Raw genomic sequence first — 20,028 nt, forward strand, 5'->3', positions numbered from 1 at the left:
GACGTGGCCCTCCCATGAAACGCATCACCGTGATCGATTCCCATACCGGCGGCGAACCGACCCGACTGGTCATCGACGGCTTTCCTGACCTGGGCCGGGGCAGCATGGCCGAGCGCAAGCAACGCCTGGCCACGGAACACGACGCCTGGCGCACCGCCTGCGTGCTGGAACCCCGGGGCAGCGATGTGTTGGTGGGGGCGTTGCTCTGTGAGCCGGTGGACCCCAGCGCCTGTGCCGGCGTCATCTTTTTCAATAACAGCGGCTACCTGGGCATGTGCGGCCACGGCACCATCGGCCTGGTGGCGTCACTGGCCCACCTGGGCCGGATCGGCCCCGGCGTGCACAGCATCGAAACCCCGGTAGGCACGGTACAGGCAACCTTGCACGAAGACCGCTCGGTCAGCGTGCGCAACGTGCCGGCCTACCGTTACCGCAAGGCCCTGGCCCTGGAGGTGCCCGGCATCGGCCAGGTGGTGGGCGACGTGGCCTGGGGCGGCAACTGGTTTTTCCTGATCGCCGAACATGGCCAGCGCGTGGCCGGCGATAACCTCGACGCCTTGACCGCCTACACCTACGCCGTGCAACAAGCCTTGGAGCAGCAGGGTTTTCGCGGCGAGGACGGCGGCCTGATCGACCACATCGAACTGTTTGCCGACGACCCGCAAGCCGACAGCCGCAACTTCGTACTCTGCCCGGGCAAGGCTTATGACCGCTCCCCGTGCGGCACTGGCACCAGCGCCAAAATGGCGTGCCTGGCGGCCGATGGAAAACTGCAATCCGGCCAGATCTGGCGCCAGGCCAGTGTCATTGGCAGTGAGTTCGAGGGTTCCTACGAACGCTCGGGCGAGCGCATCGTGCCAACTATTCGCGGCCGTGCCTACATCAACGCCGAAACCACACTGATCATCGAAGCGGACGACCCGTTCGCCTGGGGCATTCGTCCGTGAGCGAGGGCCATGTCGCCGACGTGATCATCATCGGCGCGGGCATCATTGGCGCGGCCTGTGCACAGGCCTTGGCCCGGCGCAATGTCAACGTGCTGGTGCTGGACGCCGGTTGGCACGGCGCCACGGCGGCCGGCATGGGGCACCTGCTGGTGCTCGATGACAACCCGGCGGAGCTGGCCCTCAGTCAATATTCCCTGCAACGCTGGCGCGAGCTGGCCCCAGCCCTGCCCGACGGCTGCGCCTGGCGCAACAACGGCACCTTGTGGCTGGCAGCAAATGCCGAAGAAATGGCGGTGGCCCATAGCAAATACCTGAACCTGCTGGCCCATGGCGAGACCTGCGAACTGATCGGCCACGCCGCGCTGCGTCAGCGTGAACCCGAACTGCGCCCGGGGCTGGAAGGTGGGCTGCTGATCAAGGGCGACGGCATCCTCTACGCCCCGGCGGCCGCTCGCTGGATGCTGGACGCGCCCAACATTCGCCAGCAACGGGCGCAGGTCAGCGAGGTCGATGGGGCTCGCGTGCGCCTCGACGACGGGCGCTGGTTGAGCGCCGAGGCCGTGGTGCTCGCCAATGGCATCCAGGCCACCGGACTGTGCCCGGAGTTGCCGATCGAGCCCAAAAAAGGTCATCTGCTGATCACCGACCGCTACCCCGCCACGGTCACCCACACCCTGGTGGAGCTGGGCTACGTCACCAGCGCCCATCACGCCAGCGGGCCGTCGGTGGCGTGCAATATCCAGCCACGTCCCACCGGGCAATTGTTCATTGGTGCCTCGCGGCAGTTCGGCACCCTCGATCCGCAAGTAGAAGGCTGGATGCTGGCAAAAATGCTCAAGCGTGCCGTCGAATACCTGCCAGGATTGGCGCATCTGAACGGCATCCGCGCCTGGACCGGTTTTCGCGCAGCGAGCCCAGACGGCTTACCCCTGGTGGGCCAACATCCGCAGCGCCAGGGACTGTGGCTGGCGGTGGGTCACGAAGGCCTGGGCGTCACGACAGCGCCGGCCACGGCTGACCTGCTCGTCGCGCAGCTGTTCGACGAAACCTCACCACTGGCCGCGCAGCCTTACCTGCCACAGCGTTTTTTGGGAGAACCGGCCCATGCCTGACTTGTTTTTGGACGGCCGCCCGCTGTCAGTCGCCAACGGCACCAGCGTCGCGGCGGCATTGGCGTTGGGCGCGGACGGTTGCAGTCGCACCTCGGTCAGCGGCCAGCGCCGGGCGCCCTTGTGCGGCATGGGTATCTGCCAGGAGTGCCGGGTGCTGATCGACGGTCGTCGACGCCTGGCCTGCCAGACCCTGTGTCACGACGGCATGCAGGTACAGACCCGACCATGAACGACACCACCGACCTGCTGATCATCGGCGCCGGCCCCGCTGGCATGGCCGCCGCCCTCGCCGCAGCCAGCAGCGGCGCGCGCATCGTGCTGCTGGACGACAACCCGCTGCCCGGTGGGCAGATCTGGCGCGACGGCCCCCAGGCCAACCTGCCCAGCGCAGCCCGACGCCTGCGCGAGCAACTGCAACGCTGCGCCAACGTACGTTGCCATGCCGGCACCCGTGTGATCGCCTGCGCGGCGGATAAAACCTTGCTGGTGGAAGATGCCGAGCGCGGCTGGCAGATCAGCTACGAGCGCTTGATTCTCTGCACCGGTGCCCGTGAGTTGTTGCTGCCGTTTCCCGGCTGGACACTCCCCGGCGTGACCGGTGCTGGCGGCTTGCAGGCGCTGATCAAGAGTGGCTTGCCGGTGCGCGGCGAACGGCTGGTTATCGCTGGCAGCGGCCCCTTGCTGCTGGCCAGCGCCGCCACGGCAAAGCATCAAGGTGCACAGGTGCTGCGCATCGCCGAGCAGGCCCGTCGCGGCGCCGTCGCGGGTTTCGCCGTACAACTGCCGCGCTGGCCGGGGAAGTTTTTCCAATCGTTCAGTCTGTTCGACCGACACTACCGCACCGACAGCCACGTGGTGGAAGCCCTCGGTCGGGAGCGGCTGGAGGGCGTGCGCCTGCATCAGCAAGGCAAGACGATTGAAGTGGCCTGCGACCGGCTCGCCTGTGGTTTCGGGCTCATCCCCAATACCCAATTAGGCCAGGCCCTGGGTTGCGTGGTTGAAGACCAGGCGCTGGCAGTTGACGCCTGGCAAGCGACCACTCGCCATGAACATTATGCGGCAGGCGAATGCACCGGTTTCGGCGGCAGCGAACTGGCGCGGGTGGAAGGCGCCATCGCCGGCCATGCCGCCGTCGGCAACAGCGCAGCCGCCCAACGGCTGTGGCCACGCCGTGCACGCTGGCAGGGTTTCGCCCGAGCATTGAACACAGCCTTCGCCCTCGATCCACGGCTCAAGACCTTGGTCCGCAGCGACACCCTGGTCTGCCGTTGCGAAGACGTACCGTACGGCGAACTGGTCGGCCACGAAAACTGGCGTGAAGCAAAACTGGCCAGCCGCTGCGGCATGGGCGCCTGCCAGGGCCGAGTGTGCGGCGCCGCCCTGGAGCACCTGTTCAGTTGGACACCGCCAACACCTCGCCCGCCCTTCAGCCCGGCGCGGATCGAAACCTTGCTGAACCTGGAAGAAGCCCCACCCACCTGAACCAATGCCTGATCCTTCTGTGGGAGCGGGCTTGCTCGCGAATGCGGCGTGACAGGGGGCGCATTTTCGATTGACACTCCACCATCGCTCCCACAAATAAAGACGACGCCGGCCATGTACCCCTCGCTCACCGCCTTCGCCCCCTGCGACCTCGACACCCTGCTGCGCAGCCTGCAACCCATCGCTCCGTTGCTGGACACCCTCACGGACGTGGTGTTTTTCATCAAGGACCCGCAAGCCCGCTACGCCTTCGTCAACCAGACCCTGGCCCGGCGCTGCGGCTTCAAGCACAGCGGCGACCTGCTCGGCCTCACCGCCGACCAGGTGTTCCCCGAGCGCTTCGGCCCGCTGTACACCGAACAAGATCGCCGGGTGCTGGCCAGCGGGCGGGAGTTGGCCGACCAGCTCGAACTGCATCTCTATTACGGTAACCAACCGGTGTGGTGCCTGACCCACAAGCTCGCCCTGCACGACCCAAGCGGCCAGATCGTCGGCCTGGCCGGCATTTCCCGCGACCTGCAACTGCCGCAATCGAGCCACCCGGCGTTTCACAAGCTGGCGGCCGTGGACGCTCATATCAAGCAACACTTCGCCCGCCCCATCAGCCTTGCCGAGCTGACTGCCATTGCCGAATTGTCGGTGGCGCAACTGGAGCGGCACTGCAAGCGCATCTTCCAACTCACGCCGCGACAGATGATTCACAAGGCACGGCTGGAAGAAGCCTCACGGTTGTTACTCGACAAGGACCTGCCAATCACCGAGATCGCCCTGCGCTGCGGTTACACCGATCACAGCGCCTTCAGCCGCCAGTTCCGGGCCCTGACCAGCCTGTCCCCCAGCCAATATCGCGAGAATCAGCGCTGATCCTTGTTCCTTGATGGGGCGTCGAGCCCGGGGGTGCTCCCATCTGTAACACCCTGGCTCCAGCACCACCGTTGCCGTGCTTGTTACCGCGCAGCATGAAAGCCTCTAGACCAACCCTTCGGTGGCATTACTGCGGCTCTGCCAGAAACGGGCACGTTGATTGCTTATCTAATATCGTATACGAAATCCTCAATACGATATCTCACCGCATTTATTCGACAGCGAGGCATTTATGAAAAACCCTGCATTGGCCGTAGCCCTCAGCGTTGTCCTCACCCCGCTTTTCATCGCCCCCGCCCACGCCGACAAGCTCGATGACATCATCGGCTCCGGCAAGCTGCGTTGCGCCGTGACCCTGGACTTCCCCCCGATGGGCTTTCGCGACGAAAGCAACAAACCGGCGGGATTCGACGTGGACTATTGCAACGATCTGGCGAAGGTCCTCGGTGTCGATGCCGAAGTGGTGGAAACCCCATTCTCCGACCGAATCCCCGCGTTGCTGTCCGGCCGCGCCGACGTCATTGTCGCCTCCACATCCGACACCTTGGAGCGGGCCAAGACCGTGGGCCTGACCGTGCCCTACTTCGCCTTCCAGATGGTGGTGCTGACCCGCGACAACACCGGCATCAACAGCTACGCCGACCTCAAGGGCAAGGCCCTGGGCAACACCAGCAGCACCTACGAAGCCATCGCCCTGGAGAAGGACCAGAAGAGTTGGGGCAGCGGCAGCTTCCGCGCCTACCAGTCGCAGAACGACACCTTGCTGGCCGTCGCCCAGGGGCACATCGATGCCACGGTGGTGACCAACACCGTAGCCGCCGCGACCCTCAAGTCGGGCAAGTACAAGGGCCTGAAGATCGCCGGTGACGCGCCCTACGTCATCGACTACGTGTCCCTCGGTGCCAAGCGCAGCGAATACGGCCTGCTCAACTACCTCAACCTGTTCGTCAACCAGCAGGTGCGCACGGGTCGCTACAAGGAACTGTTCGTCAAATGGGTGGGCACCGACATCCCGCCGGCCAACCTGACCGTTCCCCAGGTCTATTACTGAGGATCGGCCCATGCCAAGCACGCCTGTCCGTGTGAAAGGCCGCAGCCTGGTGGAGGGTGCCGCCCAGGGCGCCCTGCTGTTCGCCGAGGTGGGGCTGAGTTTCTGGGGCGGGGTCGATCCAGCCAGCGGCGAGGTCATCGACCGCCACCATCCCTTGAGTGGTCAGCGCCTGGCCGGTCGCGTGCTGGCGATCCCCAGTGGACGCGGTTCCTGCACCGGCAGCAGCGTCTTGATGGAACTGATCAGCAACGGCCATGCACCTGCGGCCCTGGTGCTGGCCGAAGCCGATGAAATCCTGACCCTGGGCGTGCGGGTGGCGCAGGTGATTTTCCAGCGCTCGCTGCCGGTGGTGTGCGTGGGGCATGAGGCCTTCAATGGGCTTCGCGGCCAGGGTTTCGTGCGCCTGGAAGGCGACGTCCTGACACTGTCTGATCGACCCCCAAATGACGGTTGGCTAGGTTCTGATGCAGCGCCACAGCCGTCCACTTTCTCAACCCTGGAACTGAGCGAACAGGACCGGGCGTTGCTCGACGGCACCCACGGCAAGGCTGCCCAAGTGGCGATGCAAATCGTGCTGCGCATGGCCGAGCTGCAGGGCGCCACGCAACTGCTGGACGTGACCCAGGCCCACATCGACGGCTGTATCTACACCGGCCCGGCCAGCCTGCGCTTTGCCGAACAGCTGGTGCAGTGGGGGGCAAAGGTTCGCGTACCCACCACCCTCAATGCCATCTCCGTGGACCAGCGACGCTGGCGGGAACTGGGCGTCGATCCGGCCCTGGGCGAGCCGGCCAGTGCCTTGGGCGATGCCTACATGGCGATGGGCGCGCAACTGAGTTTCACCTGCGCCCCCTACCTGCTGGACACCGCGCCAAAGGCCGGCGAACAAATCGTCTGGGCCGAATCCAACGCCGTGGTCTACGCCAACAGCGTGCTGGGCGCTCGTACGCAGAAGTACCCGGACTTCCTCGACATCTGCATCGCCCTGTGCGGCCGAGCGCCGTTGACCGGCTGCCATCTCGACGACCCGCGCAAGGCCCGGCTGATCGTCGACGTGCCGGCGTTGGGCCCAGTCGATGACAGTTTCTACCCGTTGCTGGGCTATCACATTGGCAGCCTGGCGGGCCGGCGCATCCCGCTGATACGGGGCCTGGAACACACCGCGCCGAGCCTGGACGACCTCAAGGCCTTCGGCGCCGCGTTCGCCACCACCAGCGCCGCGCCGTTGTTCCACATCGCCGGAGTGACGCCGGAAGCCCTCGACCCGGCCGATGTCCTGGAGAGCGACGTCACCTTGCCGCTGGAACGCGTCAATGCCGCCGGCCTGCTTACCAGTTGGCGCGAGCTCAACAGCGCCCGGGACAACTGGGTGGACGTGGTGTCGCTGGGCAATCCGCACTTCTCCCTCAGCGAATTCGCCGCGCTTGCACATTTGTGTACGGGCCGGGTCAAGCATCCCTACGTGGTGCTGGCAATCACCTGCGGCCGGGCAGTGCTGGAGCAGGCCCGCAAAGCCGGGTACCTGACCGCCATCGAGACCTTCGGCGCGGTAGTGGTGACCGACACCTGCTGGTGCATGCTGGGTGAACCGGTGATCCCGCCCCACGCCACCACCCTGATGACCAACTCCGGTAAATACGCCCACTACGCGCCGGGCCTGGTCGGTCGCGGCGTGCACTTTGCCGCCCTCGCCGATTGCGTCGAGGCCGCGTGCACCGCCGCCACCCACGGGCAGCCGCCGACGTGGCTGCGACCCACCGCCCACACAGGGGGGACGCCCCATGTTTGACTACAGTTTCCAATGGCGTCCGGCCTTGCGCGCCCTGCCCGACATGCTCGCCGGGGCCTGGGTGACCTTCGAGACCGCCGCGCTGTCGATGATTTTCGGTGTGCTGATCGCCCTGGTGTTGACGGTGATGCGCCAGGCCCCTAATCGCGTGCTGCGGGGCGTGGGCAATGGCTGGGTGTCCATCGCCCGCAACACGCCCTCGCTGTTCCAGATCTACATCCTCTACTTCGGCCTCGGCTCCCTCGGGCTGCACGTCAGCTCCTGGCTGGCCTTGCTGGCCGGGATCACCTTCAACAACGCCGGCTACCTGGCGGAAAACTTCCGCGGTGGCCTCAAGGCCGTGCCCGGTACGCAAATGCGCGCCGCCCGCTCCTTGGGGATGAGCGCCTTCCAGGCGTACCGGATGATCATCGTCCCGCAACTGTTGCGCATCGTGTTCTACCCGTTGACCAACCAGATGGTCTGGGCGGTGCTGATGACGTCCCTGGGCGTGGTCGTCGGCCTGAACAACGACCTCACCGGTGTCACCCAGGAATACAACGTCAAGACCTTCCGCACCTTCGAATACTTCGCCCTCGCGGCGGTGCTGTATTACCTGATCGCCAAGCTGATCGTCGGGCTGGCCCGGCTGTTGTCCTGGCGCTTGTTTCGCTATTGAGGAGCGTGGGTCATGTTTTCGACAAGCCTCAGCGTTAACGACCTGCTGTATTTGCTCGAGGGGGCCTGGGTCACGTTGCAACTGACCGTCTGGTCGATCCTTTTGGGCACCCTGGCCGGGTTGCTGTTCGGTCTGTTGCGGGCGTTGTTGCCACGGGCCAGCCTGCCGTTGGCCTGGTTACTGGACGTGTTCCGCAGCGTGCCGCTGCTGATCCAGTTCGTACTGTTCAACTCGCTCAAGAGCATCGCCGGCCTGAACCTCAGCGCCTTCGCCGTCGGTTGCATCGTCCTCGGCGTCTATGCCGCGGCGTACTTCACCGAAATTGTTCGCGGTGGCGTGCTGGCGGTGCCGTTGAGCACCCGCCGGGCCAGCCGGTCGCTGGGCCTGAGCTATGGGCAGGACCTGCGCTTTATCGTCCTGCCGATTGCCACGCGGGTGGCCTTTCCTGGCTGGCTGAACCTGGTGCTGGGCGTGATGAAGGACACCGCGCTGGTGATGTGGATCGGCATTGTCGAATTGCTGCGGGCATCGCAAACCATCGTTACGCGCATTCAGGAACCCCTGCTGGTGCTCTGCATCGCGGGCCTCATTTACTACGTCATGAGCCTGGTGGTCGCCCGCCTTGGCGCACGCCTGGAAAGAAGGTGGCAGGAAAATGATTGAGATCGAAAACGTGCACAAATCCTTCGGTGACCTGGAAGTGGTCAAGGGCGTGAGCCTGACGGTGGACAAGGGTGAAGTGGTATCGATCATCGGCGGTTCCGGCTCAGGTAAGTCGACCCTGCTGATGTGCATCAACGGCCTGGAGCCGATCCAGCAAGGCAGCATCCGCGTGGACGGCATTGAGGTCCATGACCGCGCCACCGACCTCAATCGCCTGCGGCAGAAAATCGGCATCGTGTTCCAGCAATGGAACGCCTTTCCCCACCTGACCGTGCTGGAAAACGTGATGCTGGCGCCACGCAAGGTGCTGGGCAAAAGCCGGCAGGACGCCGAAGCACTGGCGGTGCAACAGCTTGAGCATGTGGGCCTTGGGGACAAGCTCAAGGCCTTCCCCGGCAAGCTTTCCGGCGGTCAGCAGCAACGCATGGCCATCGCCCGGGCGCTGGCGATGTCGCCAGACTACATGCTCTTCGACGAAGCCACCTCGGCCCTGGACCCGCAACTGGTGGGCGAAGTGCTGGACACCATGCGCATGCTCGCCGAAGACGGCATGACCATGGTGCTGGTGACCCACGAGATCCGCTTCGCCCGAGACGTGTCCGACCGCGTGGCGTTCTTCTGCAATGGCCGGGTCCATGAGATCGGACCGCCGGACCAGGTGATCGGTAACCCGATGCAGCCGCAGACGGCGGCGTTTCTCAAGTCGGTGAAGTAGCGGATGGCCCTATCGCGAGCAAGCTCGCTCCCACAGGGGAACGCCTTTCAATGTGGGAGCGAGCTTGCTCGCGATGAGGCCCGACCAGACAACTTAGGATTTGATCCATGCGCTCATCAAAAATCATTCATGTAGTCAGCTGCCACGCCGAAGGCGAAGTCGGCGATGTGATCGTCGGGGGGGTCGCCCCTCCACCTGGCGCCACGGTGTGGGAACAGTCACGCTGGATCGCCCAGGACCAGACCCTGCGCAACTTCGTCCTCAACGAGCCCCGTGGCGGCGTGTTCCGCCACGTCAATCTGCTCGTCCCGGCCAAGGACCCGCGGGCGCAAATGGCCTGGATCATCATGGAACCGGCCGACACGCCGCCGATGTCCGGCTCCAACTCGCTGTGCGTCGCCACCGTGCTGCTGGACAGCGGCATCCTGCCGATGACCGAACCCCAGACCCGCCTGGTGCTGGAAGCGCCGGGCGGCCTGATCGAAGCGGTGGCCGACTGCTGCGACGGCAAGGTGCAACGGGTCGAGATCAAGAACGTGCCCTCCTTCGCCGACCGCCTCGATGCCTGGATCGAAGTCGAAGGCCTGGGCTCGTTGCAGGTGGACACTGCCTACGGCGGCGACAGCTTTGTCATCGTCGACGCCCAGCGCCTGGGCTTTGCCATTCGCCCCTGCGAGGCGGCCGAGCTGGTGAGCGTGGGCTTGAAAATCACCCGCGCCGCCAATGAGCAACTGGGCTTCGTGCACCCGCTGAACCCCGATTGGTCGCACATCTCGTTCTGCCAGATCGCCGCGCCCATCGTCCAGGAAAACGGCATCGCCACCGGCGCCAATGCCGTTGTGATCCAGCCCGGCAAGATCGACCGCTCCCCCACCGGCACCGGCTGTTCGGCGCGCATGGCGGTGCTGCACGCCAAGGGCTTGATGCAGGTGGGCGAGCGTTTTATCGGCCGCTCGATCATCGGTTCCGAATTCCATTGCCGCATCGACTCACTGACCGACGTAGCCGGACGCCCGGCGATTTACCCGTGCATTGCCGGGCGGGCGTGGATCACCGGAACCCATCAGCTGTTGCTCGACCCGGCCGATCCGTGGCCCCAGGGCTATCGGCTTTCAGATACCTGGCCGGGCGCATGATCTTTCAACTTGCACACACCCCTGTGGCGAGGGGATTTATCCCCGCTGGGCTGCGAAGCAGCCCCCTGGTTTCTACTGATACACCGAGTCGCCAGATTTCAGGACCGCTTCGCGCTCCAACGGGGCGGTGCGACGTTTCGCTAAATCCCCTCGCCACACCCCATTAACCACCGGAGACAACCCATGAGCAAACGCATCAACTGGAGCGGCGTGTTCCCTGCCGTCACCACCCAATTCAACGACGACTTTTCCATCAACCTGGAAAAAACCCACCAAGTGATTTCCAACGTCATCCGTGATGGCGTTTCCGGCCTGGTGGTCTGCGGGTCGGTGGGGGAAAACACGTCCTTGAGCGCCGAGGAAAAAATCGCCGTGACCGAAGTGGCGGTAGACGCCTCCCGTGGCCGCGTGCCAGTGATCTGCGGCGTGGCCGAGTTCACCAGCGTGCAGGCCGCCAAGGTCGCCAATGCGGTGCGCAAGGTCGGTGTCGACGGGGTGATGCTGATGCCGGCGCTCGTCTATGGCTCCAAGCCCTTCGAGACCGCCGAGCATTTCCGCTACGTGGCCCGCCACGCCGACGTGCCGCTGATGGTCTACAACAACCCGCCGATCTACAAGAACGACGTGACGCCGGACATCCTGATTTCCCTGGCCGATTGCGACAACGTGGTGTGTTTCAAGGACTCCTCCGGCGACACCCGGCGCTTCATCGACGTGCGCAATGAAGTCGGCGATCGCTTCGTGCTGTTTGCAGGTCTCGATGACGTGGTGCTGGAAAGCCTTGCCGTAGGCGCCGAAGGTTGGGTCTCGGGCATGTCCAACGTGTTCCCGCAGGAAGGCGAGACCATTTTCCGCCTGGCCCGCGCCGGACGCTTCGCCGAGGCGATGCCCATCTACGAATGGCTGATGCCGATCCTGCATCTGGATGCCCGCGCCGACCTGGTGCAATGCATCAAGCTGTGCGAAGCCATCGCCGGTCGCGGCAGCGCCCTCACCCGCCCACCGCGCCTGGCCCTGCCGGAAGCGGACCGGGTGTATGTGGAGCAGATCATGGCCAAGGCCCTGGCCAATCGGCCGGTGTTGCCGGATGTGGGGCTTTAGGACCTCCTCCAAGAAATATGAAGGCCTGTGTGGGAGCGGGCTTGCTCGCCAAAGCGGTCTGTCTGGCAGGACTATGCTGTATGTGCCGCCGTCTTCGCGAGCAAGCTCGCTCCCACAGGATTTGTGGTGAATGGTGAATACGCGATAGTGAGCCCATGGGACTCAAACTGTGGGAGCGAGCTTGCTCGCGATAGCGGTCTGCCTGAAGCGACTATGCTGAATGTGCCGCCTTCATCGCGAGCAAGCTCGCTCCCACAATGTCTGTGGCGGACACAACAGGGAGACCGCCCATGAACTATTTCCTGGCCCAGGCCCTGAACAACCGATGGGCCAACCACAGGCTGCTCGGCGCCTGCGCGCAGTTGAGCAACGCCGAATACGAAGCGCCACGCACAGGGTTCTTCCCGTCCATGCAAGCCACGCTTTGCCACATCCTGGAAGTGGACCGCTATTACCTCACTGCCCTGGAAGGCGACCGGGACGGCCAGATAAAAGACTTTTCTGAAACCCTGGCCTTTGCCCAACTCAAGCAAAGCCAAACCCAAACCGACCAGCGGCTGGTGGCGTTCTGCGAAACCCTGCAGGAGAAAGACCTCGCCCGCTCCGTGGAGCTGGTGCGTGTCGACGGTGTGGTGCGCGAGCGCATCGATCGGCTGCTGTTGCACCTGTTTGAACATCAGATCCATCACCGCGGCCAGGTGCATTCGATGCTCAGCGGTACCGGCATCAAGCCACCGCAGCTCGATGAATTCTTCCTTGATTGCGACCGTACGTTTCGGCAAGAAGAAGAGCAGCAACTGCAACTCAACGAAAGGACCGTCTGGCAAGACTATCGGCTGGACTGAAAGTCTCCCCTAGCGGAAAAAAATGCGATGGCCGCCGCCGGCCATCGCCAAATCGCCCACGTCAGGCGCTCTCAGATCCGTGCGGGAGACACGATGATTTTCACGTTGTGCTCCTTGTTATTGACCAACTCCTCGAAGCCCTGGCCGACAATCTGCTCCAGCTGGATGCGACCAGTCACCAGGGGCGAAATATCGAGGCGCCCATCGGCGATGAAGGCGATCACATCGGCGAACTCACCGTTGTAAGCCAGCGCGCCAAGCACTTGCTTCTCGGTGGAGACCAGTTCAAAGAAGTTGAACTCGCTCGGCTCCTCGAAGATCCCCACCAGCACGCACTTGCCGGCCTTGCGGATCAGGTCGATGGCCAGTTTGGCGGTGTGCTTGTTGCCGATGCATTCGAAACTCACGTCGGCCCCCAGGCCAGCGGTCAGGCGGCGGACTTCGGCCAGGGCGTCGCATTCGTTCGGATCGATCACATGACTGGCCCCGACTTCCAGGGCCTTGGCCTTGCGCGCACCGGACATTTCCAGGGCGATCACCTGGGCCGCCCCGGCAGCCTTGGCGCACATGATGGTGCACAGGCCGATGGTCCCGGCGCCGACCACCACCACGTTCTGGCCCAGCAGGCTCCCGGCTTTTTTCACCGCATGCATGCCCACCGCCAACGGCTCGATCAGCGCACCGGCCTCGGCAGGGAAATCGGCGGGCAGTTTGTAGAGCAGGTTGGCTGGCACGTTGACCCGTTCCGCGAACGCCCCGTTGTTCATCAGCCCGGTGAAGGCCAGGTTCTCGCAAATGTTGTAGAGCCCGTGGGTGCAGTAATAGCAGGTGCCGCAATGCTGGCAGGCGTCCGCCGCCACCGGTTCGCCGACACTGAAGCCTTCGACACCGGCGCCCAGTTCGACGATCTCGCCGCAGAACTCATGGCCGAGGATGCACTGGCCCTTGATCCCGGTCAGCGGGTGTGGCGCGTCCACCGGAATGAACACCGGCCCGGCCACGTATTCATGCAGGTCGGAGCCGCAGATGCCGCACCATTGCACGCGGATCTGCACCCAACCGGCGGGGGGCGAAACCGGCAGTGGCACGTCTTCGACACGGATGTCGTTGCGGCCATGCCAGACGGCGGCGCGCATGCTGCGGGTCGGTTTGATTGAAACGTTCATAACGTTGCCTCCAGAGTTTTCATAGGGCGACGATTCAATCGCCGCCCGCTTGATCAGTGCTGTGCGAGGAACTCGAGCATCAATCGGTTGACCTGCTCGGCCGCTTCCATCTGCACCATGTGACCCTGGCCGGAGAGCACTTCGACCTGGGCGCCCAGCCCTTCGCTGTGGGCCGCCGGGATGATCGCGTCGTCGCTGCCCCAGATCACCAGGGTCGGTACGTGGCCGGCCTGCACCACGTCGCGCAAATCCACCTGTTGGCGGCCGTCGGCGAACAACGTCGCTGACAGTCGCTGCAGCGCCACGTCCACGCCCTCCAGGCGCTTGTACTTGAGCATGTCGTCGAGCATCTGGCGGTTGACCAGTTCGGCATTGGAAAACAGTTGCACCAGTTGCGGCTTGAGGGCGTTGCGGTTGGCCGCTTCGACAAACCCTTGCAGGTAGCTGCCGTTGATCTGCGCGCCCAGACCGGCACTGCCAATCAACGTCAGGGACCGTATCCGCTGGGGCATCAGGCGCGCGGCGTTCAGCGACACCGCCCCGCCCATGGAGTGGCCCGCCAGATGCACCACCTGGATGTCCAGATGATCGAGCAAAGCCAGCACCACGCCGCTCAGCTCGTCCAGGTCGCCACGTTGCAGGGTTTTCGAAGATTCGCCATGGCCCGGCAGATCCAGGGCAATGACCCGACGCCCGGCCGCCAACGCCTCATGGTTGAACAACCAGTTGTTCAGGTCGCCGCCGAAACCATGCACCAGCAACAACGGCGTACCGTCCTCGCCGCGCTCGAAATAGCGGATCACCCGGCCGTCCAACTCGACTTTCTGTGGTTTCAGCCCACTGTCTTCGTCGGCCGCATCGCCGGGCACAAAGGTCGATTGGAACTGTTCGATGACTGCATCGATCTCGGCATCGCTGGCTTCGCCGTCGACCACGATGCCGAGCAAGGCGCCGACCGCCAGGGTTTCGTCCTGGCGGGCAACCTGGCGGCGCAGGATGCCGGAAAACGGCGCCTCGACACTGCTGGAGATCTTGTCCGTCTCGACGTCCATCACTTCCTCGCCCTTGGTGATGGCCTGGCCCTCCTCCTTGAGCCAGGTATCGACCCGGCCCTCGGTCATCGACAGGCCCCACTTGGGCATGGTCAAGGTATGAATCTGGCTCATCAGCGCTTGCTCCACTCGATCACATTGAGCACGGCTTGCTCGATCTTCGCCGCGTCAGGGATGTACAGGTCTTCCAGCGAATCGGAGAACGGCACCGGGGTGTGCGGCGCGGTGACCATTTCAATCGGCGCCTTGAGCGCGCCAAAGGCTTTCTGCGCCACCAGCGCCGAAATATCGGTGGCCATGGAGCAGCGTGGGTTGGCCTCGTCGATCACCACCAGGCGCCCGGTTTTCTCGACACTTTCGAGGATGCTGTCCTCGTCCATGGGGCTGGTGGTGCGCAGGTCGATGACTTCGCAGTCGATACCACGCCCGGCCAGGCTCCGCGCCGCGTCCATCGCCGTGTTGACTATGCGTCCGTACGACACCAGGGTCACGTCCTTGCCGTCGCGCAGGAAATTGGCCTCGCCAAAGGGAATGGTGTAGAGCTCTTCCGGCACCTCGCCCTGCAGGCTGTAGAGCAACTTGTGCTCGCAGAAGATCACCGGGTCGTTGTCGCGGATCGCCTGGATCAGCAGGCCCTTGGCGTCGTAAGGCGATGACGGGCAGACCACTTTCAGCCCCGGAATGTGCGTCCACAAGGACGTGAGCATCTGCGAATGCTGGGCGGCGGCGCGCAGACCGGCGCCGACCATGGTACGGATCACCAGGGGCGTGGAGGCCTTGCCGCCGAACATGTAGCGAAACTTCGCCGCCTGGTTGAGGATCTGGTCCAGGCAGCACCCGGCAAAGTCGACGAACATCAGTTCGCACACCGGGCGCACGCCGCAGGTGGCGGCCCCGACCGCCGCGCCGACGTAACCGATTTCCGACAGTGGCGTGTCCAGCACGCGCCCGGGGAACTGCTCATAGAGACCTTTGGTGACCCCCAGCACGCCGCCCCAGGCGTCGTTTTCACCGGGTGCGCCGGCACCACCGGCCACGTCCTCACCCATGATGAAGACGCTGGAGTCGCGGCGCATTTCCTGGGCCAGGGCCTCGTTGATTGCCTGCTGATAGCTGATTTTTCTCGCCATGATGGGATTCTCTATTGTTGTTATTCAGGGGGGCGTTCAGGGATAGCTGACGTAGACGTCGGTCAGCAGGTCCGCCGCGGAGGGCTTGGGATCGGATTTGGCTTTGTACACGGCGTTTTCAATCAGCATGTCCACCTCCTTGTCGATCTGGTCCAACTGCTCGACGGTGAGCAAGCCGGCCCGAGTGGTGCGCTCGCGGAACTGCATCAGGCAGTCCTGGTTCTCGCGAAAATGCTTGACCTCATCGGGCGCCCGGTAAGTCTGGGCATCGCCCTCGAAGTGGCCGTAGTAGCGGGTCAGCTTGACCTCGATCAGCGACGGCCCTTCCCCGGCCCGCGCGCGCTCGACAGCGGCCCCGGCGGCTTCATGCACGGCAAAGAAGTCAAAACCGTCCACCGTCACCCCAGGCATGCCGAACCCGGCGGCGCGGTCGGCGATGTGATCGCAGGCCACCGACCAATTGGAGGCGGTGGCTTCGGCGTAGCCATTGTTTTCGGCGATGAACAGGCACGGCAGGTTCCACACCGAGGCCATGTTCATGGCTTCGAACACCGCGCCCTCGTTCGAGCCGCCGTCGCCGAAAAACACCACGGCGACGCTGTCGGTGCCCTTGAGCCGGGCCGCCAGCGCGGCGCCGACCACCAGCGGTGCGCCGGCACCGACGATGCCATTGGCGCCGAGCATGCCCTTCTCGAAATCGGCGATGTGCATCGACCCGCCCTTGCCTTGGCAGACGCCGGTTTTCTTGCCATAGATCTCGGCCATCATCCCGTAGACATCCACGCCCTTGGCGATGCAATGGCCGTGACCACGGTGGTTGGACGCAATGCAATCGTCATCGCCCAGGTGGGCCATGACGCCGGCGGCCGAGGCTTCTTCGCCGGCATACAGGTGGACGAACCCGGGAATTTCGCCCGTGGCGAACTCCACGTGCAGGCGCTCTTCAAAGGCGCGGATGGTGCGCATCACCTGGTAGGCGTGCAGCAGTTGATCGTGGGTGAGCGGTGTCGACATTTTTATTCTCCTGGGGTGTCTTCTTGAAGATTCAGCGGGTGTTGTGGGTGTTCACGGCCGATGGCCAGCAAACGCTGCTGCGCGGCGTAGGCCAGCACCGCGTTGACGTCGATGCTCAGCGGGCCGCCGGCATCGAGGGTGACCGTGGGTCGGTCATGGGCGTTGAATTCGATTTCCCGTTCGCCGTCCAAGGCCAGGGTGCCGCTGGTGAGCGACAGGCCATGGGCGACGCCGGCTTCCAAAGGACCGGCGGCGAGCACGCCACACCCCTGCAACAGGCCCGGCGCCAGCGGCACCAGCAGCGCTTCGGGGGATTGCGGGTCCAGGCGCATCCAGGCGCCACCGGGTGCCTGGCGTGACACCGGAAACCACAGGCCACACAGGGCCGACAGGCCAATGGATTGCGGTTCGGCGAAAGTCACGAAGACTTCGGCCAGGTCCTGTGCCCGACTGATGGCCCGGGCGCCGACAAACCGCAGCGGCGACACGGCGACGTCCACCAGGGCGACTTCGCGCAAGCCACGTCCGGCATCACAGACCAGCAGTCGCTTGTTGCGGCGCAAGCCGATCGCGTCCGGGATTCGGCCACTGGCGTACAACCCTCCGGCCAAGCCGGCACTGGTGGCCTCGCGCAGTTCGGGAAAGGCGTTGTTGGTGCCGGTGGACAGGGTCAGCAACGGAATGTCCCCCACTTCGGCGGCCACCGCCTTGTGGGTGCCGTCGCCGCCAAGCACGGCGATCAGCGCCACCTCGCGCTCGGCCATCAGGCGCGCGGCGCGGCGGGTGTCTTCGACGGTCTGGCGCAGGGTCAGGTCGAGGAACTCCAGGGCCGGCCAGTGGCTGCTGCGGGCCTGGCGGCTGTGGCTGTTCTTCAGCACGGCGGCGGCCATGCCAATCATGTCGGTGGGCATCAACACCTGTTCGACGCCGGTGGCGCCGAAAGCGGCTAGCAAGCGCTGGATCACCGAGACCTTGTCGGTGCTGGAAAACAGCCCGGCATTGGCGGTCAGGCGTCGCACGTCACGGCCCGATGCGGGGTTGGCGATGATGCCCACGGTCAGTGGCCGGCGGCTCATGGCGCCACCGTGGAAACGACAGGCGAACGGCCTGGGCAGGAGAACCCTAGACAGGAAAACATAGACACCTCGTTGTTATTATTGGCTGCTCCGTCAGGCGGGCTCCAGGGATAGAGCAAGGGCGGTGCCAGCTACGGGTAAAACCCAGGAAACGGCCGGACCAGAGCGGTCCAGCCATGATTGTCGACGAGGCGCAACGAGCCCCGCTGAGACGCGCCATGTCAGCCTGCACGAGGTGGCGGCGAGACGCTGAGACGTGGCGTCTCACACCGACCGAAGAACCCGTCGAGCTTGTCTGCACCCGGCGAACGGCGCTTAATGTGCGCACAACGACAAGAAGCTGAATCGGAGGCCCCTATGCTTTCCGCTCACTCCCGGGCGCACGTGGATTGCGTCAGCCGCGTGGTGAAAAACGCGAACCAATTGCCACAACTGCCCGTCCCTGACCTGATCCTCGACTCCTGGCGCCGTTCCATGGAGCAACATCACCTGGACCCCGGTTCGCTGCAGGGCCCGCGCATCCTTTCCCAGGACGTGCTCAAGCAATGCCGTGAGCGCTCCGAGCTGTTCCTCAATATCGCCAGCGAAGAAGTGGCCCGCCTCCATGGTCGGGTCCGCGATGCCGACTACTGCGTGCTACTGACCGATGCCCAGGGCCAGACCATCGACTACCGGGTGGAAACCACAATTCGCAATGACTGCCGCAAGGCCGGGCTGTACCTGGGCACCTGTTGGTCGGAGGGCGAGGAAGGCACCTGCGGCGTGGCGGCAGTGCTCACGGCCAAGGCCCCGGTGACGGTGCACAAGCGCGACCATTTCCGCGCAGCGTTCATTGGCCTGACCTGCTCCGCCGCGCCGGTCTTCGACCCCCAGGGAGAGTTGCTCGGAGTGCTCGATGTCTCGGCGGTGCGCTCGCCGGATGATCGGCGCTCGCAGCACCTGATCCGGCAAATGGTGGTGCAGAGTGCCCGGGAGATCGAACAGGCGTTTTTCATGAGCAGCGCCCAGGGTTACTGGGTGCTGCGGGCCCATCGCAACGCCGGCTACGTCGACAGCCAGCCGGACTTCCTGTTCGCCTGGGACGACGACGGTTGCCTGCAAGCCCTGAACCCGGCCGCCCGCCAATACCTGCTGCAGCATTACGGACAGTTGCCGCAACACATCGGCCAGGTGTTCGACGCGCAACGGCTGCATCGCGCCCGGGACGAAAGCCTCTGCCCGCTCGATCACACTTTGCATGGCCGCTTGAGCGCGCCTCGCCAGCGGGCCAATCCGCGTCCACGGATGGCGATGACGCCTGCCGAGGTCGACCCGCGCCTGGCCGACAGCCTGCGCCTGGCGGTGCGGGTCAAGGATCGCAACCTGCCGGTGCTGATCCAGGGCGAAACCGGTTCCGGCAAGGAAGTGTTCGCCCGTCAGTTGCACCAGGCCAGCCAGCGCCGTGATCGCCCCTTCGTGGCGTTGAACTGTGCCGCCATTCCCGAAAGCCTGATCGAGAGCGAACTGTTCGGCTACGTCGCCGGGGCGTTCACCGGCGCCTCGGCCAAAGGCATGCAGGGCCTGTTGCAACAGGCCGATGGCGGCACCTTGTTCCTGGATGAAATCGGTGACATGCCGCTGGCCTTGCAGACCCGCCTGCTGCGAGTACTGGCCGAGGGTGAAGTCGCGCCGCTGGGGGCATCCCGCCGCAAGGCCGTGGACATCCAGGTGATCTGCGCCACCCACCGCGACCTGGAAACCCTGGTGGCCGCCGGCGAGTTTCGCGAGGATTTGTATTTCCGCCTGGGTGGCGCGCGCTTCCAGCTGCCACCGTTGCGCGAGCGCAGCGACCGGCTGGCGTTGATCAATCGAATTCTTGCCGAGGAGTCGGCGCTGTGCGGGGCAACAGTGCAATTGAGCGGCGCGGCCCTGGAAAGCCTGCTCGGTTATCACTGGCCGGGCAATGTCCGCCAGTTGCGCCATGTGCTGCGCTATGCCTGCGCGGTGTGCGAAGCCAGTGTGATCCAGCTCAGCCACCTGCCGGAGTCATTGCACGGCACGAATGCCGTCGATCAGGGACCAGAGCCGAGCGCCAGTCCGGAACGCCAGGCGCTGCTCGATGCCCTGGTGCGCCATCGCTGGAAACCCACCGCCGCGGCCCGGGCCCTGGGCATTTCCCGGGCGACCCTGTACCGACGGGTGCATCAGCACGGTATCGAGATGCCTGGCCGGAGCCCGGCCTGAGGGC

Annotated in this window: 19 protein-coding genes; 14 read left to right on the forward strand and 5 right to left on the reverse strand. The window is 64.6% G+C overall.

Annotation, left to right across the window (positions count from 1 at the left end):
• The first annotated feature begins 14 nt into the window (after nucleotides 1-14).
• The 13 genes from ACMTA2_RS19695 (at nucleotide 15) to ACMTA2_RS19755 (ending at nucleotide 12,363) form a co-directional block, all read left to right on the forward strand.
• On the forward strand, nucleotides 15-947 hold the full coding sequence (locus tag ACMTA2_RS19695) for a 4-hydroxyproline epimerase (protein ID WP_413791373.1): 933 nt from the start codon (nucleotides 15-17) through the stop codon (nucleotides 945-947).
• A complete protein-coding gene (locus tag ACMTA2_RS19700; protein ID WP_413791374.1) occupies nucleotides 944-2,059 on the forward strand; it encodes an NAD(P)/FAD-dependent oxidoreductase in 1,116 nt (371 codons plus the stop codon). The genes ACMTA2_RS19695 and ACMTA2_RS19700 overlap by 4 nt, the downstream gene beginning before the upstream one ends.
• Nucleotides 2,052-2,288, forward strand: coding sequence for a 2Fe-2S iron-sulfur cluster-binding protein (locus ACMTA2_RS19705; RefSeq protein ID WP_003202550.1), 237 nt, complete (start codon nucleotides 2,052-2,054; stop codon nucleotides 2,286-2,288). Before ACMTA2_RS19700 ends, ACMTA2_RS19705 begins: the two co-directional genes overlap by 8 nt.
• A complete protein-coding gene (locus tag ACMTA2_RS19710; RefSeq protein ID WP_413791375.1) occupies nucleotides 2,285-3,541 on the forward strand; it encodes an FAD-dependent oxidoreductase in 1,257 nt (418 codons plus the stop codon). The genes ACMTA2_RS19705 and ACMTA2_RS19710 overlap by 4 nt, the downstream gene beginning before the upstream one ends.
• A 114-nt stretch (nucleotides 3,542-3,655) precedes the next feature.
• Complete coding sequence (locus ACMTA2_RS19715; RefSeq protein WP_413791376.1) at nucleotides 3,656-4,405, forward strand: AraC family transcriptional regulator; 750 nt, start codon at nucleotides 3,656-3,658, stop codon at nucleotides 4,403-4,405.
• A gap of 232 nt (nucleotides 4,406-4,637) precedes the next feature.
• On the forward strand, nucleotides 4,638-5,456 hold the full coding sequence (locus tag ACMTA2_RS19720; protein WP_024616202.1) for an ABC transporter substrate-binding protein: 819 nt from the start codon (nucleotides 4,638-4,640) through the stop codon (nucleotides 5,454-5,456).
• Nucleotides 5,457-5,466: 10 nt separating this feature from the next.
• Nucleotides 5,467-7,245, forward strand: a complete 1,779-nt coding sequence (lhpI, locus tag ACMTA2_RS19725) for a cis-3-hydroxy-L-proline dehydratase (protein ID WP_413791377.1) — start codon at nucleotides 5,467-5,469, stop codon at nucleotides 7,243-7,245.
• Nucleotides 7,238-7,903, forward strand: coding sequence for an amino acid ABC transporter permease (locus ACMTA2_RS19730; RefSeq protein ID WP_305470770.1), 666 nt, complete (start codon nucleotides 7,238-7,240; stop codon nucleotides 7,901-7,903). The genes lhpI and ACMTA2_RS19730 overlap by 8 nt, the downstream gene beginning before the upstream one ends.
• Before the next feature lie 12 nt (nucleotides 7,904-7,915).
• The gene (locus ACMTA2_RS19735) at nucleotides 7,916-8,566 is read left to right on the forward strand and encodes an amino acid ABC transporter permease (protein WP_413791378.1); all 651 of its coding nucleotides are present in this window, start codon (nucleotides 7,916-7,918) and stop codon (nucleotides 8,564-8,566) included.
• Nucleotides 8,559-9,281, forward strand: a complete 723-nt coding sequence (locus ACMTA2_RS19740) for an amino acid ABC transporter ATP-binding protein (RefSeq protein ID WP_413791379.1) — start codon at nucleotides 8,559-8,561, stop codon at nucleotides 9,279-9,281. Before ACMTA2_RS19735 ends, ACMTA2_RS19740 begins: the two co-directional genes overlap by 8 nt.
• Nucleotides 9,282-9,388: 107 nt before the next feature.
• Entirely contained in the window at nucleotides 9,389-10,417 is a 1,029-nt protein-coding gene (locus ACMTA2_RS19745; RefSeq protein WP_413791380.1) for a trans-3-hydroxy-L-proline dehydratase, read from the forward strand.
• A gap of 183 nt (nucleotides 10,418-10,600) precedes the next feature.
• A complete protein-coding gene (locus ACMTA2_RS19750) occupies nucleotides 10,601-11,518 on the forward strand; it encodes a dihydrodipicolinate synthase family protein (RefSeq protein ID WP_003202565.1) in 918 nt (305 codons plus the stop codon).
• A gap of 290 nt (nucleotides 11,519-11,808) precedes the next feature.
• Complete coding sequence (locus tag ACMTA2_RS19755; RefSeq protein WP_413791381.1) at nucleotides 11,809-12,363, forward strand: DinB family protein; 555 nt, start codon at nucleotides 11,809-11,811, stop codon at nucleotides 12,361-12,363.
• Between the two features lie 71 nt (nucleotides 12,364-12,434).
• Here the strand turns inward: ACMTA2_RS19755 and ACMTA2_RS19760 are convergent, their stop codons facing one another.
• The 5 genes from ACMTA2_RS19760 to ACMTA2_RS19780 form a co-directional block, all read right to left on the reverse strand.
• Nucleotides 12,435-13,499: a 2,3-butanediol dehydrogenase gene (locus ACMTA2_RS19760; RefSeq protein WP_413795692.1), complete on the reverse strand. Its 1,065-nt coding sequence runs from the start codon at nucleotides 13,497-13,499 to the stop codon at nucleotides 12,435-12,437.
• Between the two features lie 83 nt (nucleotides 13,500-13,582).
• Nucleotides 13,583-14,695 (reverse strand): acetoin dehydrogenase dihydrolipoyllysine-residue acetyltransferase subunit, encoded by a 1,113-nt coding sequence (locus ACMTA2_RS19765; protein ID WP_413791382.1) that lies wholly within the window; start codon nucleotides 14,693-14,695, stop codon nucleotides 13,583-13,585.
• On the reverse strand, nucleotides 14,695-15,711 hold the full coding sequence (locus ACMTA2_RS19770; RefSeq protein ID WP_413791383.1) for an alpha-ketoacid dehydrogenase subunit beta: 1,017 nt from the start codon (nucleotides 15,709-15,711) through the stop codon (nucleotides 14,695-14,697). The genes ACMTA2_RS19765 and ACMTA2_RS19770 overlap by 1 nt, the downstream gene beginning before the upstream one ends.
• 36 nt (nucleotides 15,712-15,747) lie before the next feature.
• Nucleotides 15,748-16,725, reverse strand: a complete 978-nt coding sequence (locus tag ACMTA2_RS19775; RefSeq protein ID WP_063320801.1) for a thiamine pyrophosphate-dependent dehydrogenase E1 component subunit alpha — start codon at nucleotides 16,723-16,725, stop codon at nucleotides 15,748-15,750.
• A 2-nt stretch (nucleotides 16,726-16,727) separates the two neighbouring features.
• Complete coding sequence (locus tag ACMTA2_RS19780) at nucleotides 16,728-17,801, reverse strand: ATP-NAD kinase family protein (protein ID WP_413791384.1); 1,074 nt, start codon at nucleotides 17,799-17,801, stop codon at nucleotides 16,728-16,730.
• Between the two features lie 357 nt (nucleotides 17,802-18,158).
• On the opposite strand from ACMTA2_RS19780, the gene ACMTA2_RS19785 reads away from it, so the two are divergent.
• On the forward strand, nucleotides 18,159-20,024 hold the full coding sequence (locus tag ACMTA2_RS19785) for a sigma-54-dependent Fis family transcriptional regulator (protein WP_413791385.1): 1,866 nt from the start codon (nucleotides 18,159-18,161) through the stop codon (nucleotides 20,022-20,024).
• Nucleotides 20,025-20,028: the final 4 nt, after the last annotated feature.

This window comes from Pseudomonas medicaginis, assembly GCF_965119365.1.
In the GTDB taxonomy this organism is placed as follows: domain Bacteria; phylum Pseudomonadota; class Gammaproteobacteria; order Pseudomonadales; family Pseudomonadaceae; genus Aquipseudomonas.

What these genes read in the sequence shown, in the direction of transcription:
- ACMTA2_RS19760 (WP_413795692.1), bottom strand. Translation starts at nt 13,499, where the DNA reads ATGCGCGCCGCCGTCTGGCATGGCCGCAACGACATCCGTGTCGAAGAC.
- ACMTA2_RS19770 (WP_413791383.1), bottom strand. Translation starts at nt 15,711, where the DNA reads ATGGCGAGAAAAATCAGCTATCAGCAGGCAATCAACGAGGCCCTGGCC.
- lhpI (WP_413791377.1), top strand. Translation starts at nt 5,467, where the DNA reads ATGCCAAGCACGCCTGTCCGTGTGAAAGGCCGCAGCCTGGTGGAGGGT.
- ACMTA2_RS19745 (WP_413791380.1), top strand. Translation starts at nt 9,389, where the DNA reads ATGCGCTCATCAAAAATCATTCATGTAGTCAGCTGCCACGCCGAAGGC.
- ACMTA2_RS19730 (WP_305470770.1), top strand. Translation starts at nt 7,238, where the DNA reads ATGTTTGACTACAGTTTCCAATGGCGTCCGGCCTTGCGCGCCCTGCCC.
- ACMTA2_RS19735 (WP_413791378.1), top strand. Translation starts at nt 7,916, where the DNA reads ATGTTTTCGACAAGCCTCAGCGTTAACGACCTGCTGTATTTGCTCGAG.
- ACMTA2_RS19720 (WP_024616202.1), top strand. Translation starts at nt 4,638, where the DNA reads ATGAAAAACCCTGCATTGGCCGTAGCCCTCAGCGTTGTCCTCACCCCG.
- ACMTA2_RS19740 (WP_413791379.1), top strand. Translation starts at nt 8,559, where the DNA reads ATGATTGAGATCGAAAACGTGCACAAATCCTTCGGTGACCTGGAAGTG.
- ACMTA2_RS19695 (WP_413791373.1), top strand. Translation starts at nt 15, where the DNA reads ATGAAACGCATCACCGTGATCGATTCCCATACCGGCGGCGAACCGACC.
- ACMTA2_RS19755 (WP_413791381.1), top strand. Translation starts at nt 11,809, where the DNA reads ATGAACTATTTCCTGGCCCAGGCCCTGAACAACCGATGGGCCAACCAC.
- ACMTA2_RS19785 (WP_413791385.1), top strand. Translation starts at nt 18,159, where the DNA reads ATGCTTTCCGCTCACTCCCGGGCGCACGTGGATTGCGTCAGCCGCGTG.
- ACMTA2_RS19710 (WP_413791375.1), top strand. Translation starts at nt 2,285, where the DNA reads ATGAACGACACCACCGACCTGCTGATCATCGGCGCCGGCCCCGCTGGC.
- ACMTA2_RS19705 (WP_003202550.1), top strand. Translation starts at nt 2,052, where the DNA reads ATGCCTGACTTGTTTTTGGACGGCCGCCCGCTGTCAGTCGCCAACGGC.
- ACMTA2_RS19765 (WP_413791382.1), bottom strand. Translation starts at nt 14,695, where the DNA reads ATGAGCCAGATTCATACCTTGACCATGCCCAAGTGGGGCCTGTCGATG.
- ACMTA2_RS19780 (WP_413791384.1), bottom strand. Translation starts at nt 17,801, where the DNA reads ATGAGCCGCCGGCCACTGACCGTGGGCATCATCGCCAACCCCGCATCG.
- ACMTA2_RS19750 (WP_003202565.1), top strand. Translation starts at nt 10,601, where the DNA reads ATGAGCAAACGCATCAACTGGAGCGGCGTGTTCCCTGCCGTCACCACC.
- ACMTA2_RS19775 (WP_063320801.1), bottom strand. Translation starts at nt 16,725, where the DNA reads ATGTCGACACCGCTCACCCACGATCAACTGCTGCACGCCTACCAGGTG.
- ACMTA2_RS19715 (WP_413791376.1), top strand. Translation starts at nt 3,656, where the DNA reads ATGTACCCCTCGCTCACCGCCTTCGCCCCCTGCGACCTCGACACCCTG.